At 68.8% G+C, this 16477-nt stretch carries 11 protein-coding genes; 8 read left to right on the top strand and 3 right to left on the bottom strand.

Annotation, left to right across the window (positions count from 1 at the left end):
• Positions 1–129: 129 nt before the first annotated feature.
• The 8 genes from OOB33_RS02900 (at position 130) to OOB33_RS02935 (ending at position 12500) form a co-directional block, all read left to right on the top strand.
• On the top strand, positions 130–1050 hold the full coding sequence (locus tag OOB33_RS02900; protein WP_102769705.1) for a hydrogen peroxide-inducible genes activator: 921 nt from the start codon (positions 130–132) through the stop codon (positions 1048–1050).
• The gene (locus OOB33_RS02905) at positions 1047–3926 is read left to right on the top strand and encodes an ATP-binding protein (RefSeq protein ID WP_271007587.1); all 2880 of its coding nucleotides are present in this window, start codon (positions 1047–1049) and stop codon (positions 3924–3926) included. Before OOB33_RS02900 ends, OOB33_RS02905 begins: the two co-directional genes overlap by 4 nt.
• 59 nt (positions 3927–3985) lie before the next feature.
• Positions 3986–4852: a methylated-DNA--[protein]-cysteine S-methyltransferase gene (locus tag OOB33_RS02910; RefSeq protein WP_271007588.1), complete on the top strand. Its 867-nt coding sequence runs from the start codon at positions 3986–3988 to the stop codon at positions 4850–4852.
• A gap of 250 nt (positions 4853–5102) precedes the next feature.
• Complete coding sequence (gene katG / locus OOB33_RS02915; protein ID WP_271007589.1) at positions 5103–7256, top strand: catalase/peroxidase HPI; 2154 nt, start codon at positions 5103–5105, stop codon at positions 7254–7256.
• Positions 7257–7487: 231 nt separating this feature from the next.
• Positions 7488–10355 (top strand): GGDEF domain-containing protein, encoded by a 2868-nt coding sequence (locus OOB33_RS02920; protein ID WP_271007590.1) that lies wholly within the window; start codon positions 7488–7490, stop codon positions 10353–10355.
• A 13-nt stretch (positions 10356–10368) separates the two neighbouring features.
• The gene (locus OOB33_RS02925; RefSeq protein ID WP_171826587.1) at positions 10369–10836 is read left to right on the top strand and encodes a hypothetical protein; all 468 of its coding nucleotides are present in this window, start codon (positions 10369–10371) and stop codon (positions 10834–10836) included.
• 143 nt (positions 10837–10979) lie between these two features.
• A complete protein-coding gene (locus tag OOB33_RS02930) occupies positions 10980–11489 on the top strand; it encodes a Dps family protein (RefSeq protein WP_271007591.1) in 510 nt (169 codons plus the stop codon).
• A gap of 315 nt (positions 11490–11804) precedes the next feature.
• Positions 11805–12500 (top strand): DUF3667 domain-containing protein, encoded by a 696-nt coding sequence (locus OOB33_RS02935; protein ID WP_271007592.1) that lies wholly within the window; start codon positions 11805–11807, stop codon positions 12498–12500.
• Between the two features lie 55 nt (positions 12501–12555).
• Here OOB33_RS02935 and OOB33_RS02940 read toward each other — a convergent pair whose 3' ends face one another.
• The 3 genes from OOB33_RS02940 to OOB33_RS02950 form a co-directional block, all read right to left on the bottom strand.
• Complete coding sequence (locus OOB33_RS02940; protein ID WP_271007593.1) at positions 12556–14010, bottom strand: MBL fold metallo-hydrolase; 1455 nt, start codon at positions 14008–14010, stop codon at positions 12556–12558.
• A 113-nt stretch (positions 14011–14123) separates the two neighbouring features.
• Positions 14124–14543, bottom strand: coding sequence for a tetratricopeptide repeat protein (locus OOB33_RS02945; RefSeq protein ID WP_165794653.1), 420 nt, complete (start codon positions 14541–14543; stop codon positions 14124–14126).
• Positions 14544–14549: 6 nt separating this feature from the next.
• Positions 14550–16370, bottom strand: coding sequence for an OPT/YSL family transporter (locus tag OOB33_RS02950; protein ID WP_271007594.1), 1821 nt, complete (start codon positions 16368–16370; stop codon positions 14550–14552).
• Positions 16371–16477 lie beyond the last annotated feature (107 nt).

The following is a 16477-nucleotide window of genomic DNA, read 5'->3' on the forward strand; positions in this document are numbered from 1 at the left end:
CTGTGGGGGCGGAGCCCGCAAAGCCAGGCCCCAATTGGCGCGCAGTGTAGCCGCCTGTATCCGGGTTTGCGCTAGGCTGGGGCTTCCAATCACCGGCACAAGCCGCGGGCTCCAGTTAGGATGGCCTGCATGACCCTGACCGAGTTGCGCTACATCGTTGCCGTGGCCCGCGAACGCCATTTCGGCCGCGCCGCCGAGGCCTGCTTCGTGTCCCAACCCACGCTCAGCGTGGCCATCAAGAAGCTCGAGGAAGAGCTGGACGTGCGCATCTTCGAGCGCGGCGCCAACGAGATCAAGGTGACGCCGCTGGGCGAAGACATCGTGCGCCAGGCCCAGTCGGTGATCGAGCAGGCCAGTGCCATCCACGAGATCGCCAAGCGCGGCAAAGACCCCCTGGCCGGCGCCCTGCGCGTGGGCCTGATCTACACCATCGCGCCCTATCTGCTGCCCGAGCTGGTGAAGAACGTCATCGAGCAGTACCCGCAGATGCCGCTGATGCTGCAAGAGAACTTCACCGTCAAGCTGCTGGAGATGCTGCGCACTGGCGAGCTGGACTGCGCCATCATGGCCGAACCCTTCCCCGACACCGGCCTGGCCGTGGCGCCGCTCTACGACGAAGACTTCATGATCGCCGTGCCGGCCAGCCACCCCTTTGCCGGGCGCGAATCGGTGTCGGCCGAAGAGCTCAAGAGCGAGACCATGCTGCTGCTCGGCGCCGGTCATTGCTTCCGCGACCATGTGCTCGAAGTCTGCCCCGAATTCGCCCGCTTCAGCAGCGACGCCGAGGGCATACGCAAGAGTTTTGAAGGCAGCTCACTCGAAACCATCAAGCACATGGTGGCCTCGGGCATGGGGGTGACCGTGGTGCCGGCGCTCAGCGTGCCCCTGCTGCCGCCCACGCATCTGCGCTTCGTGCCCTTTGCGCCGCCGGTGCCCACACGCCGCGTGGTGCTGGCCTGGCGCAAGACCTTCACCCGCTACGAGGCCATCGCTGCGCTGCGCAACGCCGTCTACGGCTGCAGCCTGGCGGGGGTGAAGCGCCTGTCATGAGCGAAGCGGCCGCGGCAGCCATCCTCTCGGAGCTGCGGCTCTACGAGCAGGAGGCCGTGCTGGCCGAACTGCGCGCCCAGCTGGAGCAGCCCGCCCTGCCGCCGGCCGAGCGCTGCGCCCTGCGGGTGGCCCTGGCCTGGCATGAGCGCGAGCGCGACACGCCCCAAGCCCTGGCCCGGGCCGAAGCCGCCGAGCAGGCCATGGCCGACACGCCCGAGCTGCCCGAGGCCACACGCGCTGCCCTGCAGCGCCGCCTGCGCCTGACCCGGCTGGACGCGCTGCGCCTCTATGCCCGCTTTGCCGAGGGCCTGTTCGAAGCCCGGGTGCTGCGCGCCGAGGCCGAGGCCGCGCAAGACCTGCTGGCCTGTGCCGACAGCGCCTGGCTGCAGTCCCTGCTGCACAGCGGCGCCGGCCAGATGGCCGCCAGCTGCGCCGCGCTGGAGCAGGCCGTGGACTGGGCCGAGCGCTGCGGCGACCGCACCCGCCAGTGGATCTTCGAATGCAGCCTGGCGCGCAGCGCCGGCCTGCAGAACCGCGAGGCCGCCGAGCTGCGCTGGGGCCAGCATTTCCCCAGCGATCTCAGCGGTCTGCATGCCAGCGCGGCGGTGCTGATCGAGCTCTACCAGGGCTACCGCGCCCTGCGTGCACGCGATCTGAAGCTGGCCGTGCGGCGTTTCTCCAGCCTGATCCAGCCGCTGCAGGACGCCGGCTATGTGCGCGAGACCATCAACACCCTGGGCAATCTGGGCAGCGCTTTCAACGACCTGAACGACCCCGAATCGGCGCTGGAGTGGATGGAGCGCGGCCTGCAGATGGCGCGCGCCTCAGGCTGGTCGGCCAGCCTCGGTGGCTGCCTGATGCAGATGGGCGAGACCCTGCGCCGCCTGGGCCGGCTGGAGCTGGCACGCAGCCTGCTCGACGAGGGCACGCAGATCTTTGCGCCGCAGCCCGATTCGCGCAATTACGCGGTCTGCCTGAGCTACCAAGGCCTGCTGGCCCTGGACCTGGGCGAAGGTCAGAAGGCGCTGGACTGTTTCAAGGCCTTGCAAGCCCACCCCGGTGGCTACCTCGACCTGCAACGCAATGCCCGGCGCGGCCATGCCCGCGCCCTGCTGCTGCTCGGCGACTGCGAGGCCGCCGAAGCCATGGCGCGCGAGGACCTGGCCGTGGCCGAGCTCAGCGGCGCCGCCGAGGCCGAGGTCGAGCTGCGCATGGTGCTGGCCCAGATCGCCCAGCAATCGCAGGGGGCGGCCGGCCAGGCCCAGGCCGTGCAGCAGCTGGAGCTGGCGCGCGAGCGGGCCAAATCCATCGCCGGCTACAAGGACAGCGCCGAGCTGCTGGAGGCGCTGGCCCTGGCCTACGCCGGCACGGGCCGCTACCGCGAGGCCTTCGAGACCAGCCAGCAGGCCGCCAGCGCGCGCGCCAGCATGCTCAGCCGCAGCTCGGCCGACCGGGTCGAGGCCTTGCAGCTGCATCACCTCAACGAGAACGCCCGCACCGAGGCCCAGCATCTGCAGCAGCTGGCCGAGGCCGAGCGCCAGCGCGCCGCCCTGATGCAGCGCAACAGCAGCACGCTGGAGAAGCTGGGCCAGATCGGCCTGGAGCTGACCCGGCATCTGGACATGGCCTCGATCTTCGCGGCGCTGAGCCGCCACATCCCGGCCCTGCTCGATGCACGCGGCTTCGAGATCTACCTGCTGGACGAGGAAGGCGAGGGCATCAATTCGGTCTTCGGCCTAGAAGACGGCCAGCCCCTGCCGCCCGACCACATCGCCCTCGACAACCCCAGTTCCAACGCCGCCCGCTGCGCGCGCGAGCGGCGCGAGCTGTCCATCCAGCTGGCCGAAGACGGCAGCGACCCCAGCCAGGTGCCCGGCACCATGCGCACGCTCAGCGCCATGTTCGCGCCCCTGCTGATCCAGGAGCGCCTGCTGGGCGTGGTGACCGTGCAATCGCCCCAGGCCCAGGCTTACGGTGAGCATGAGCGCATGATCTTCCGCTCGCTCAATGCCTTTGCCGCCATCGCCCTGGACAACGCCATCGCCTACCGCCGCCTGCAGCAGGCGCAAAGCCAGCTGGTGGCGCAGGAGAAGCTGGCCGCCCTGGGCGCCCTGGTGGCCGGCATCGCCCACGAGCTGAACACCCCGCTGGGCAACAGCCTGCTGATGGCCAGCACCCTGGACCAGCGCACCCAGGAGATCGAGCGCGCCGCCGCCAGCAAGGAGCTGCGCCGCAGCGAGCTGGAGGCCTATCTGGGTGAAACCCGCTCGGTTGCCCGGCTCATCATGCAGGGCCTGGAAACCGCGGCCGAGCTGATCACCAGCTTCAAGCAGGTGGCCGTGGACCGCACGGCCGAGCAGCGCCGCCTGTTCGACCTGGCCGTGCTCTGCGAGCAGGTCACCGCCACGCTGCAGGCCAGCATCCGCAAGCAAGGCCATAAGCTGGAGCTGGACGTGCCCGAGGGCATCCTGCTCAACAGCTTTCCCGGCCCCCTGGGCCAGGTGCTCAGCAATCTGGTCAACAACGCCATGCTGCACGGCTTCGGCGCCCGCCGCGGCGGCCTGATGCGGCTGAGCGCCCGGCTGCTGAAGGACGGCCGCGCCGAGCTGCGCTTCCGCGACGATGGCGTGGGCATCAGCCCGGCCCATGCCGGGCGCATCTTCGAGCCTTTCTTCACCACCAAGTTCGGCCAGGGCGGCAGCGGCCTGGGCCTGTCCATCAGCCACAACATCGTCAGTTCCCTGCTCGGCGGCAGCCTCAGCCTGGACCCCACGCCCGGGCCGGGCTGCTGCTTCGTCCTGTGCCTGCCCTTGCAAGCACCCGAGGCCCAGGGCCTGGCTGATGCAGATGCTGGCGATGCGGCTGCGGCGATCTGAACGGGCGATGCCGCAAGAAGCGGGTGGCCGCCCGCCGCGGCCCCCGGCACACTGAGGCCATGAACCGCCCCCACTACGACCGTGTCCGCCAGGCCCTGGAACAACTGAGCCAGGGCCCCGTGCCCTTGCAAACCCTGGCCGAGGCCGCGGGCATGAGCTTGTTTCATTTCCAGCGCCGCTTTGTCGAGCTGGCCGGCGTCACGCCCAAGGAGTTCGAGCAGGCCCTGGCCCTGGAGCGGGCCAAGGCCAGCCTGCGCGCCGCCGAGCCGGTGCTGGACGCGGCCCTGGCGGCGGGGCTCTCAGGGCCCTCGCGCCTGCACGACCTCTTTCTCAGCGTCGACGGCATGACGCCGGGCCAGTTCAAGCAGGCCGGACAGGGCTTGCAGATGCAGTGGAGCGTGGTGGACAGCCTGCTCGGCCCGGTCTGGCTGGCGGCCAGCGCGCGCGGCCTGCACCAGCTGAGCTTTTTGCAGGATGAATCCCCCGAGGCGCTGGCCGAGGCTGCGGCCCAGCAGCTGCCCCAGGCCGTCTGGCAACGCGATGACAGCGCGCTGCGACCGCTGGCCGAGGAGCTGCAGCGGCGCCTGTCCGGCCTGCAGCCCCGCCAGCCCATCGGCCTGGCGCTCAGCGGCACGCCGCTGCGGCTCAAGGTCTGGCAGGCGCTGCTGCAGATCCCCGAGGGTCAGGTCTTGAGCTACACACAGCTGGCGCGGCTGGCCGGCGCGCCGCAAGCGGTGCGGGCGGTGGCCAGCTGCGTGGCGGCCAATCCGATTGCCTGCCTGATCCCCTGCCACCGGGTGATCCGCGCCAATGCGGAGTTCGGCGAGTACCGCTGGGGCCCGCAGCGCAAGCGCGCCCTGCTGGGCCTGGAGCTGGCCCGGGCCGATGTGCGGGCCATGGCTGCCGCCGCTTCAGCCCTGGCTTGATGCCGCCACGTGGCGGCAGGCCCACGCCAGCGCCGCCCCAAGATCGCCCATGCAGCGGCGCCAGAGGAACAGCAAAGACCTCCATCCCTGGGACATGGTTCTTCGCCTTCTTCAGCCAATGGGCGCGCGCGGGTCAGGGCGAGCAAGGTTTTGCCTATCCACAGTTTAGAACTATTCAATTGGCGAGTTTGATAGAAGAAAACTAAAGTCCATCCATCCCAGCCACCCCCTCACTCAGGAGAGAAGCGCCATGTCCACCGAAAGCAAATGCCCCTTCCACCATGTCGCCGGCGGCGGCACCAGCAACCGCGACTGGTGGCCCAAGCAGGTGCGCGTCGACCTGCTGAACCAGCATTCCAGCAAGTCCAACCCGCTGGGTGAGCAGTTCAACTACGCCGAGGCCTTCCAGAAGCTGGACTACCACGCACTCAAGGCCGATCTGGTCAAGCTGATGACGGACAGCCAGGATTGGTGGCCGGCCGACTTCGGCCACTACGGCCCGCAGATGGTGCGCATGGCCTGGCACGCGGCCGGCACCTACCGCACCCTGGACGGCCGCGGCGGTGGTGGCCGTGGCCAGCAGCGCTTCGCCCCGCTGAACAGCTGGCCCGACAACGTCAACATCGACAAGACACGCCGCCTGCTCTGGCCCATCAAGCAGAAATACGGCCAGAGCATCTCCTGGGCCGACCTCTTCATCCTGGCCGGCAATGTGGCGCTGGAAAGCATGGGCTTCCGCACCTTCGGCTTTGCCGGCGGCCGCGAAGATGTGTGGGAACCGGATCAGGACGTCAACTTCGGCGCCGAGACGAAGTGGCTGGCCGACGACAAGCGCTTCCATGGTGAGCGCCAGCTCGACGCCAACCTGGCCGCCACCCACATGGGCCTGATCTATGTGAACCCGGAAGGCCCGAACGCCAGCGGCGACTACCTGGCCGCGGCCCATGACATCCGCATCACCTTCAACCGCATGGCCATGGACGACGAAGAAATCGTCGCCCTGATCGCCGGCGGCCACACCTTCGGCAAGGCCCACGGCGCCGCGCCCGAGCACCACAAAGGCCCCGAGCCCGAGGCCGCCGGCCTAGAGGCCCAGGGCCTGGGCTGGCAGAGCAATTTCGGCAGCGGCCATGGCAAGGACACGGTCTCCAGCGGCCTGGAAGTGACCTGGACCACCACGCCCGCGCAGTGGAGCAACAACTTCTTCGAAAACCTCTTCAAGTACGAGTGGGAGCTGACGCACTCGCCGGCCGGCGCCAAGCAATGGGTGGCCAAGGATGCGCCCGAGATCATTCCGGACGCACACATCCCGGGCAAGTTCCACAAGCCCACCATGCTGACCACCGACCTGACGCTGCGCTTCGACCCGGCCTTCGGTGCCATCTCCAAGCGCTTCCTCGAGAACCCGCAAGCCTTCGCTGAGGCCTTTGCCCGCGCCTGGTACAAGCTGACCCACCGCGACATGGGTCCGAAAGCCCGCTACCTCGGCCCGGAAGTGCCGAAGGAAGAACTGATCTGGCAAGACCCCCTGCCCGCTGCCACGCACCAGCCCACGGCGGCCGACATTGCCGACCTGAAGGCCAAGATCGCGGCTGCAGGCCTGTCGGTGAGCGAGCTGGTCTCGGTGGCCTGGGCCTCGGCCTCGACCTTCCGCGGCAGCGACAAGCGCGGCGGCGCCAACGGTGCCCGCCTGGCCCTGGCGCCGCAGAAAGATTGGGCCGTCAACCAGGCTGCCGTCCAGGTGCTGCCGAAGTTGGTCGAGATCCAGAAAGCCGCAGGCACCGCCTCGCTGGCCGATGTGATCGTGCTGGCCGGCGTGGTCGGCGTCGAGCAAGCGGCGCAGGCAGCCGGCGTCAACGTTGAGGTGCCCTTCGCCCCGGGCCGGGTCGATGCCCGCCAGGACCAGACCGATGTCGAATCCTTCGCCGTGCTGGAGCCGCTGGCCGATGGCTTCCGCAACTACCGACGCGGCCCGGTCGGTGCGCCGACCGAAGCGCTGCTGATCGACCGTGCCCAGCAGCTGACGCTGACTGCACCGGAGCTGACGGCGCTGATCGGTGGCCTGCGCGTGCTGGGCGCCAACTTCGACGGCAGCAAGCAGGGCGTGTTCACCGAGCGCGTCGGCGTGCTCAGCAATGACTTCTTCGTCAATCTGCTCGATATGAGCACGGCCTGGAAGGCCAGCGACGCGAGCGACGAGCGCTTCGAAGGCCGCGACCGTCAGAGCGGCGCGCTGAAGTTCAGCGCCAGCCGTGCCGACCTGGTGTTCGGCTCCAACGCGGTGCTGCGCGCTTACGCCGAGGTCTACGCCAGCGCCGATGGCCGCGAGAAGCTGGTCCGCGACTTCGTGGCGGCCTGGACCAAGGTGATGAACCTGGACCGCTTCGAGCTCGGCAGCCGCTGAAACCGGGAGTCAGACATGGACCTGAAGATGCGCCGACACTTGCGCCTGCTGGCCGGACTGGCCATCCATTGCGGCGGTGCCGCCGCGGGCCTGGGCATGCTGCTGCAATTCACGCACAACCAGCCGCATTGAACGCCGTGCCGCGAAAGCGGCATTGATGCACAGCAAGAAGGGCTCGCTTGACCGGCGAGCCCTTCGTTTTGGCAGGTGCAGACTGACAGAATGCGCGCCATGCATCTGATCCTCACCGACGATGAGTTTGCCGAGCTGGAGGCCCGCCTCCATGCGGCCGGTGCCGCTGCCTGCGTGCACGAGCGCGTGGCCCTGGCCTGGCATCTGCGCGAACGTCAGACGCGGCGCGCGCAACAGCTGGCCGAGCAGCTGCTGGCCGAACTTCAAGAGGCCCCGGTCGCCCATGCGCTGAATTCCAGCGGCACGGCGGCGGGTCTGCGTCTGCGCCTGCAGCTGCTGCAGGCCGAATGCCTGTGGCTGTTCGCCGAGCTGGACGCGGCCCAGGCGCAAGCGCGCCAGGTGGTGGAGCTGGCGCGCCAGCAGGGCGAGATGCGGCTGCTGTCCGATGCCCATCTGCTGCTGGCCCAGATCGCCGGCGACCGCTACGACCTGGCCCTGCGCTGCCGCGAGCTCGATGCCGCGGCCAGCGTGGCCGTGGGCTGCGACGACGATTTCCGGCTGGAGTTTGCCCAGCTCTGCATTGCCCATGCGGCCCTGCGCCAGGACGGCCCGGCCGCCGCCGCGCAGTGGAGCCGGCATGTGCGCGAGCGCCTGGATCGAGCCCTGCACCCGGCCCTGCATGTGATGTGCAACGAGTTCCTGAGCTTCGAGGCCTTGCAGCGCTCGGACTTCCGCACCGTCTTCCAGGTTTGCAGCCACACCGTCACCGAGCTGACCCGTGCCGGCCTGCAGCGCCAGATTGCGCTGACGCTGACGACCATGGGCGTGGCCTTCTCCAACCTCGGCGACGACGCCCAAGCCATGGAATGGATGCAGCGCAGCCTGAGCCGCGCGCGACCGACCGGCTGGCCGCTGGTGCAGGGCCTGGCTCTGTTGCAGGTGAGCACCGTGCAATGCCGGCTGGGCGAGCTGGAGGCCTCGCAGCAGTCCCTCAACGAAGGCCTGGCCCTGCTGGCACCGCTGCAAAGCTCACGCGCCTACAGCCTGGGTCTGGTGTACCTGGCCGAGCTGCAACGCGACTTGAAGCAGCCCGAAGCCGCCCTGGCCACCGCCCTGCGCCTGGAGGCGCCGGGGCCCATCCCGCGCAGCCTGGACCTGCGCCTCAATGCCATGTGCGTGGCCGCGCTCTGCCTGTCCGAGCTGGGGTGTGCCGAAGAGGCCATGGCCACGGCTGAGAAGGCCCTGGCCCTGGCCCAGCCCAGCCACTTGGCCTATCACCACTGCGAGGCCTTGCGCGTGCTGGCCACCCTGCATGAGCGCCACACCCTGCCACCACCGTCCGGCATGCAGGAGGCCAGCGCCAGCCTGCACTACCTGCTGCGGTCCCTGGCCGTGTACGCGCCCGAGGCCCAGCACAATGTGCCGCCCGCGGTGTTCGACGCCATTGCCAGCGAGTACGCGCGGCTCGGCGATGGCCTGCAGGCCTATCACTACGCCGGGCGGGCGCGCGCGGCCAGCGAAAGCGTGCACAAGCAGGACGTCAGCAAGCGTTTGATGTCCATGGAGGCGCGCTTTCAGGCCGAACGCACGGCGGCCGAGAGCGAGCATCTGCGCCAGCTGGCCGCGGCCTCGGCCGAACGCGCCGAGCTGCTCAGCCAGACCGGCGCCACGCTGGAAAAGCTCAGCCTGATCGGCCAGGAGATCACCGCCCATCTGCAGGAGCAGGCGGTCTACGCCACCCTGGACCGCAATGTCCATGGCCTGCTGACGGCCAACCATTTCGCCGTCTACCTGCTCGACGAGGCGGCTCAGGAACTGCGCCTGGCCTACGGCACCGAGAACGGCCGGCCGATCACGCCTTTTGCCATCCCCTGCGATTCGCCACAATCCCAGGCGGCACGCTGCGCCCGCGAGCGCTGCGAGCTGTTCCGCGACATCAGCCCGGACACGCCGCAGCACCTGGCCCCGGGCACGCAGCCGACCCTGAGCTCCATGTTCATGCCCCTGCTGGCCAATGACCGGGTGCTGGGCGTGATGTCCATCCAGTCCAGCCAGGCCTTCGCCTACGCCGACCGCGAGCGCCTGATCTTCCGCAGCCTGGCCGCCTACGGCTCGATCGCACTGGAAAACACGCGCAACTACCGCCGCCTGGAAAGCACCCTGGGCCATCTGCACCAGGCCCAGGCGGAAGTGCTGGAGAAGAACCAGGAGCTGGAACGCGCCTACCAATCGCTCAAGGACATCAGCCTGACCGACCCGCTGACCGGCCTGCGCAACCGCCGCTTTCTCGAGCAACACCTGGCCGCCGAGGTGGCGCAATGCCTGCGCCTGTATCAGGACTGGCGGCGCCAGCCCGAACGGCCACGCCCGACCGAGTCGGACCTGGTCTTTCTGCTGGTCGACATCGACCACTTCAAGCAGGTCAACGACGACTGGGGCCACCCGGCCGGCGATGCGGTGCTGGTGCAGATGCGCGAGCGCCTGCGCCGCGCCTGCCGCGAATCGGACTATCTGGTGCGCTGGGGCGGTGAGGAGTTCCTGGTCGTGGCGCGCGGCGTGGACGCCGAGGCCGGCCCGCAGTTCGCCGAGCGCATCCGCGCGGCCGTGGCCCAACAGCCCTTTGCCATCGCAGCCGATGCGACCCTGGCCCTGAGCTGCTCGGTCGGCTTCGCCGCCCTGCCCTTCATCCCCAGCCAGGCCGAGCGCCTGGATTGGCAGCAGGTCGTCAGCCTGGCCGACCAGGCCCTCTACATGGCCAAGCGCGCGGGCCGCAACACCTGGGTGGGCCTCAGCGCCAGCGCCGCCTGCGCCGAGCTGGCTGAGCTCGGTGAGCTGCTGAGCGCCCCGCAGGCCTGCGTGAGCCGGGGCCTGCTGCGGCAAAGCCGGTCGGGACTGCCGGCGCCTGCGGGCAATCCCGCTGCGCCGCCCGAGCCCGGCGGCCCACAATTCGCCGCTTCAATGCTCTGATCCTGAACCCGTCTTGGACTTCCGTTACGCCTTCTTTCCCATCTGGCGCCAGCAAACCGCGCTGACCACCGCCGGTGTCATGGCCGTGGCCGTGGGCCATGCCCTCGTCACCGGCGAACCGCTGCGCAAACCCGATCTGCTGCTGAACCTGGCCATGGGCCTGCTGTGCGGGCTCATCGTCAGCATTCCGGTGGCCATCTGCCGCTTCTCCGTCACGTCCGAGGGCCTGCGCAGCTTTGACAGCTGGGGCCGCTGGCGCCGCATCGCCTGGTCCGACATTGCCGCGGTGGAGCCGGCCCGCTACCTGCTGTGGCCGCATCTGCGCCTGCAGGTGGATGGCCAATCCCGCTGGTTCTGGCTGCCTCTCAATCTCAAGGACATGGCGGGACTGCGTGAGGCCGTGATTGCCCAGGCCGGCGCCCGCCACCCGCTGGCGGTGGCCCTGCCTCAAGCGGCGCAGACCGCGCGACGCGAAGGCTGAGCGAGGGCCGGCTTCTCGGCCGTCGCTTCATGCATGAGGTGCAGCAACACGGCCGCCTTCTGACGGCTCTATAGTGTCCGCAAGCCAGGGCCGCTGAAGCGCCCGGTTTCGCCCTTCCCCTTCCTCTCTGAACAGGAGTCGCCATGGCCAAGAAGTCCATCGCCAAGTCCGCTGCCGGCACCAGCATCAACATCGGCATCAGCGAGAAGGACCGTGCTGCCATTGCCGCCGGTCTGTCCAAGTTGCTGGCCGACACCTACACGCTGTACCTGACCACGCACAACTTCCACTGGAATGTGACCGGGCCGATGTTCAACACCCTGCACACCATGTTCATGGCCCAGTACACCGAGCTGTGGAACGCGGTCGACCCGATCGCCGAGCGCATCCGCTCGCTGGGCCATGTGGCGCCGGGCTCCTACGCCCAATTTGCCCAGTTGAGCAGCCTGCCCGACGCCCCGACCCAACCGCCCAAAGCCCTGGAGATGGTGCGCATCCTGGTGGAGGGCCATGAAGGCGTGGCCCGCACCGCGCGCAGCCTGTTCGCCGCCGTCGACAAAGCCAGCGACGAGCCCAGCGCCGACCTGCTGACCCAGCGACTGACGGTGCATGAACAGACGGCCTGGATGCTCAGGAGTCTGCTGGAGGACTGAGTAGACAAGAGGGCGAAGCCCGAAGGTGCGCCAGCACCGGACGGCTGTCGGCGCCGCCAAGAGACGGCCTGGATGCTCCCGAGTCTGGTGGAAGACTGAGGCCCAGGCCCAGCCAAGCGGGCGCGTGACCCTATGATCGCGCCCCTATGACGACCGCAAGCGCCGAACCCGTGGCTGCCGACCCGCGCGGCGACACCTGCCCGATCCTCAACCGGCGTATTGCCCGGCCTGCGGTCAGGAGACCGCGCTACGCGTGCCTACGCTGGCGGACTTCGCCAAGGAGTACGGGGGCACCTGCTGGCGACGGAAGGTGCCTTGTGGCGCACGATGCGCGGCCTGCTTCGCCCCGGCCATTTGACCTTGGCCTACCTGGCCGGGCAAAGGCGGCGCTACCTCACACCGCTGCGTCTGTTCCTGAGCATCTGCCTGCTTTGCGTGGGGCTGGTGCATTGGGTTCGGCCGGCCCATGAGAAACCGACCGATCAAGTGTCCTTCGTCCATGCCAAGATCGGCGTGAAGGACGGGCGCTTCGTTTGCGAAAGCCTGCCTGCCGAGCGTTGTGTCTATTGGCAGCGGCGGATCTCGGCCGACCCCGAGCTGCTGAAGGATCTGGAGCAGGCTCGCAGAAGCAACAACCAGATGACTCGCCAGGCCGTGTTCCTGGCCATGCCGCCGTCCTTGGCGCTGCTCCTGCTGCTGGTGTACTGGCCACGCAAGCAGGCTTTTGGCCTGCACATGGTCGCCTCACTTCATCTGCACAGCTTCATGCTGCCCCTGATCACGGCCCAGGTGCTGCTGGCGCGCTGGTTTCCAGGTGTGGCCTGGATCAGCGGGGGCTCACTGGCGGCCGTGGTGCTGGCCTTCAGCGCGGTGACGCTGCAGCGCATCTACCAGGGCAGGCCATGGCTGACGGGCGTGAAGCTCGCAGGTGTCTGCGTCGCCTACATCTCGGTGTTCGCGCTGTGGACGGGCCTTGCCGCGAACTGGAACCTGCAGCGGATTCTGATGTGAGCCTATTGCGCATTGCCAGGGCCTGCGCCCACCAACACGGCTGCCAAGGCACCGATCAAGGCGCCCCGAACCCCCGCCCTTGCTGACGAATGCCCTGCGCGCGCAAGGCCAAGGCCTGGCGCAGCTCGGCCAGGGTGCCCGAGCGGCCGTGCACGCCGACGATCCAGGCCGGATCCAGCTTCTGGGCCTGAATCAGGTCCAGCAGCTCCTGGCCCGTGGCGAAGGCCGGAGGCACCGGGCCGAGCTCGGGGATGTAGAACAGATCGCCCTGAAACAAGGCCCGAGACTGGCTGTCGTAGGCGACCACCATATCGCTGGCATGGCGGCTGGCCAGGGGCCAGAGCTGCACGCGGCGATCGCCCAGATCGAGCGTGTGCGGGCCCTGCAGTTCCTGTACGCGCTCGTCCCAGGCGGCCCAGGCGCTGCCCAGCTGGCGCCGCAAAGCCTGGCGCGCCTCGGGGCCGACCAGCACCTGTGGTGCATCGGCCTGATAGGCCGGCAGCCCGGCGATGTGGTCGCGGTGGGCATGGGAGAGCACCACATGGCTGACCTTGCGCCCGGGCGCCAGCTGTTCGATCAGCGCGCGAACCGCGGCCGCCTCGGCCGGACTGACCGGCGCGTCGAAGACAGCGATGCCCTGGCTGCCGATGCTGAAACTGCTGTGATACCCGCTGCTCAAGCCATCGACCCGGTAGCTGCCGCCACCGAGCGGTGTGGCACGCAGGCCCGCTGCATCGGCGGGCGCGTCGCTGTAGCCGGCCGGCAGGGCGTAGGCCGCCGGCTTGGTGTTGGGCGCCGCCACGGCCTGGACCTGCCAGACCCAGGCCGGCGCCTCGCCGCGCTGCTCGCTGATGCGGCGCGGCTGCTGCAGCCCGCCGGCCAGGGTTTCGTAGTCGCTGTACTCATAGCGCCGCCCCGCGCTGCGGGCCCAGAGCACCCGGCCACTGGCGCCGTCCAGGGCCAGCCGTGCCGGCCGACCGGCAGCGTCCGTGAAGGCCAGACTGCCGTCAGCGGCCGGCTCGCCGCGCACCGCGCTCAAGCGCTGAAGCAGCCAGGCCGGGACCAGAAACTCGTGATCGGCCCAGCGCTCGCGGGCGACCGCAGCAGGCAGGCGCGAAATGGCCAGGCCTTGCCGCCACTTCAGGAGGTCGACCGTGCTGATGCCCTCGGGCAGGCCGAGCTCGAGAAACTGAAACCGGATCGGGCCGGGGTAGACGCTGTCGGTCTCCAGCCGGTAGCGGCCCTGCGGGTCGAGCAGGAGCTGTTGCCGCAGCGGCACGCGCAACACAGCCTCCGCCGGGTTGCGGGCCTGTTCGCCCACCAGGCGTTCGGTCTGCATGTCCAGCTGCAATGCTTCGCTCACCCGGGGCAGCCGGGCTTGCTGTTCATGGGCCGGCTTCTCCTGGGCCACCACGCGGGCAGGGAAGCTGGCAGCGGCACAGGCGAGCACCAGCACCGTCAGGCTGCAGGGCCGAAGCCGTTTCAGGATGGAAGCGCGGGTGAGATTCATGGACAGAGGCACCGTGTTTCAGCCAGGGACGCCGGAGTGTGTCCAGGCCGGCGTGCCTTGCCAAAAGTCACCGGCGGTGCGTGCCCGCAATGCGCGTCCGAAGACCCTGGCCTTCAAGGGCGTCGAGCGAGCGCCAGGTACTTCGGCTCCTCATAACGAAACGCCTGCTCGCCCGCGCGCTTCAGCACCGCTTGCAGATGGGGCAGCGCCTCGGCCTCTCGCCCCTGCTCGACCAGGCATTGGCCCAGGCGCAGCTGCGGCAAGGGCTCCGCCCGGGCCGACTCAAAGCTGGCCAGCAGGGCGCTGAAGGTGTCGCCGCTGGCTTCAAAGTCCTCCAGCAGAAACTGCATGTCGGCGATGGAGAACAAGAGGGTCTGCGCCTGCGCATGGGCAGACCAGGGCTCGGGCAGCAGTTCCAGCGCCTGCTCGAACAGGTCCAGCGCGGCCTCGAACTCGCCCTCGTCGGCCTGCTCATCGGCGCGCTCGACCAGGGCGCGAACACGCGCCACGTCGGCGGGTGACAGCTCAGCCATGGCCGATCAACCCAGCACCGCGGCCATGCCCGCCAGGCCCAGGCCGAGCGCGGCCAGGGCGTCGCCGGCGATCAAGCCACCGCCGACCAGGGAGGTGCTGCTCATGTCATCGGGCAGCTGCTCTTCACCGGCCTTGGGCTTGGGCGCCAAGGTATTGATGGCGCTGGAGATCACGCCGCCAGCAGCAAACCACATCGAGGTGTGCAGATTGACAAAGCCGCCGAAGGACGATGCGTAGGGGCTGGGCAGCACCACCGCATCGAGCATGAAATCGGTGGCGAAGCCGGCCTTGCTGCCGGCCGCGAAACGCTGGTAGCCCTTGTTGGCCTTGATGATCTTGCGCAGCAGCTCGGTCGCAAAGCCGATCAGCACGCCGATCAGGATGGCTTGCGTCTGGTAGGGCTTGGGCTCGGTCAGGCTGCGCAGGGCACCGACGAATTTGTAGGTCATGGCCGAGGTCCATTGCGCGGGCGCCTGGTCAGCGCTCATCACGGTCTGGTCCAGCTGCAGCACCGGGTAGGCGGTCATGAAGAACTTGGCCACGGCCACGGCCAGCACCGAGCCCAGCAGCAGGCCGGCCACCTGGAAGCGGAACTGCAGGGTCCGGTTGGAGCCCAGGCGCCAGCCGGTGGAGCGGTCCTGCTGCATATCGCCGGCCACGCTGGCCGAGACGAACACCACCATGGCCGCCATCAGGCCCAGCATCGGGTCCTTGAGGCCGATGCTGGCCAGGATCAGCACGGTGACGACAAAGGCGCTGGAGATGGGGTTGGAATCGGTCAGGCCCAGGGAGATGCCGTTGACGATCACGAACAGATAGACCAGGGCCACGGCCAGGATCATGTAACCCAGGGGCTCGTTGAAGAACTGCACGCCGCAGACGATGGTGGCCACGGTCCAGACGCCCACCCAGGCCAGCAGGCGCGGCAGGCTGGCGCGCGGGCCGGTGCGCTGTTCCTCGGGCACGAGGATGCGCTCACCCGGCTGGCTCAGGCGGCGGGCGACACGCCAGAAGATCAGGCTCAGATCCACGATGGCCGCACCCAGGATCAGGCCCAGGGCGATCAGAAAGGCAATCTTGCGGAAGGGCTCACCCTCCTTCAGCCAACCGATGCTGACGAAATAAGGTGCCAAGGCCCAGAAGATGCCACCGCCGACGATGGCCGGAATGCCGACCCGGGCACCGACGATCAGCCCGGCGCCGAAGGTGGAAGCCGACAGCTCGATCGCGCCGAGAAAAGCCAGCTTGGCCGCGCCAATGCCGCCCATCAGGCCAGCCCCCATGCCACCGAACAGGCGCGACACCGATTGCTTGAGCAGCACCGGATCGGTCAATGCGCGCAGGATGTTGGCGACCGCCAGACCCGAGGGAAAGGTCAGCTGCATGCGCTCGACCAGGATGGGCGTGTAGAGCATGCCGATGCCGGCGGCCATCATGCCGATGCACAGCATGTAGGTGACCAGTTGCCAGGCCGGCACTTCAGGCATGCCCATCCAGGCCATGGCCTGGATCAGGGTGCTCATGGCCATCATGCCGGCCACGGACGCGGCCGTAGTCTGGATGTAGTTGGCGCCATGCTTGCCCTCGGCGCCGTAGCCGTAGGTGACCACCGAGCCCAGGATGCCGGCCAGCACCTGGCCGCCGACATAGAAGCCGATGGAGAAGTTCATGAAGGCCGCGGCGATGCCACCCAAGGGGCCCAGCAGCAACATGCCGATGGCGGACAGAAGGGCGTAGTAGCCCCAGCTGCCAACCGGCGGCAACCAGGCCCAGCGGCGGGTGTCGATGGGGACGGCCAGGGGCGGATTCAAGGGAATGGCGGACATGGGTGACAAACCAAAACGGCAACAAAAATGGGCCCACAAGGAACCGGAAGCCGGCGCACAAACGCCGGGAGTGGCGCGCAATGTAACCCCGGGTTCACAATCGGGCC

The sequence above is a fragment of the Paucibacter sp. B51 genome (assembly GCF_027863535.1).
Taxonomy (GTDB): domain Bacteria; phylum Pseudomonadota; class Gammaproteobacteria; order Burkholderiales; family Burkholderiaceae_C; genus Paucibacter_A; species Paucibacter_A aquatilis.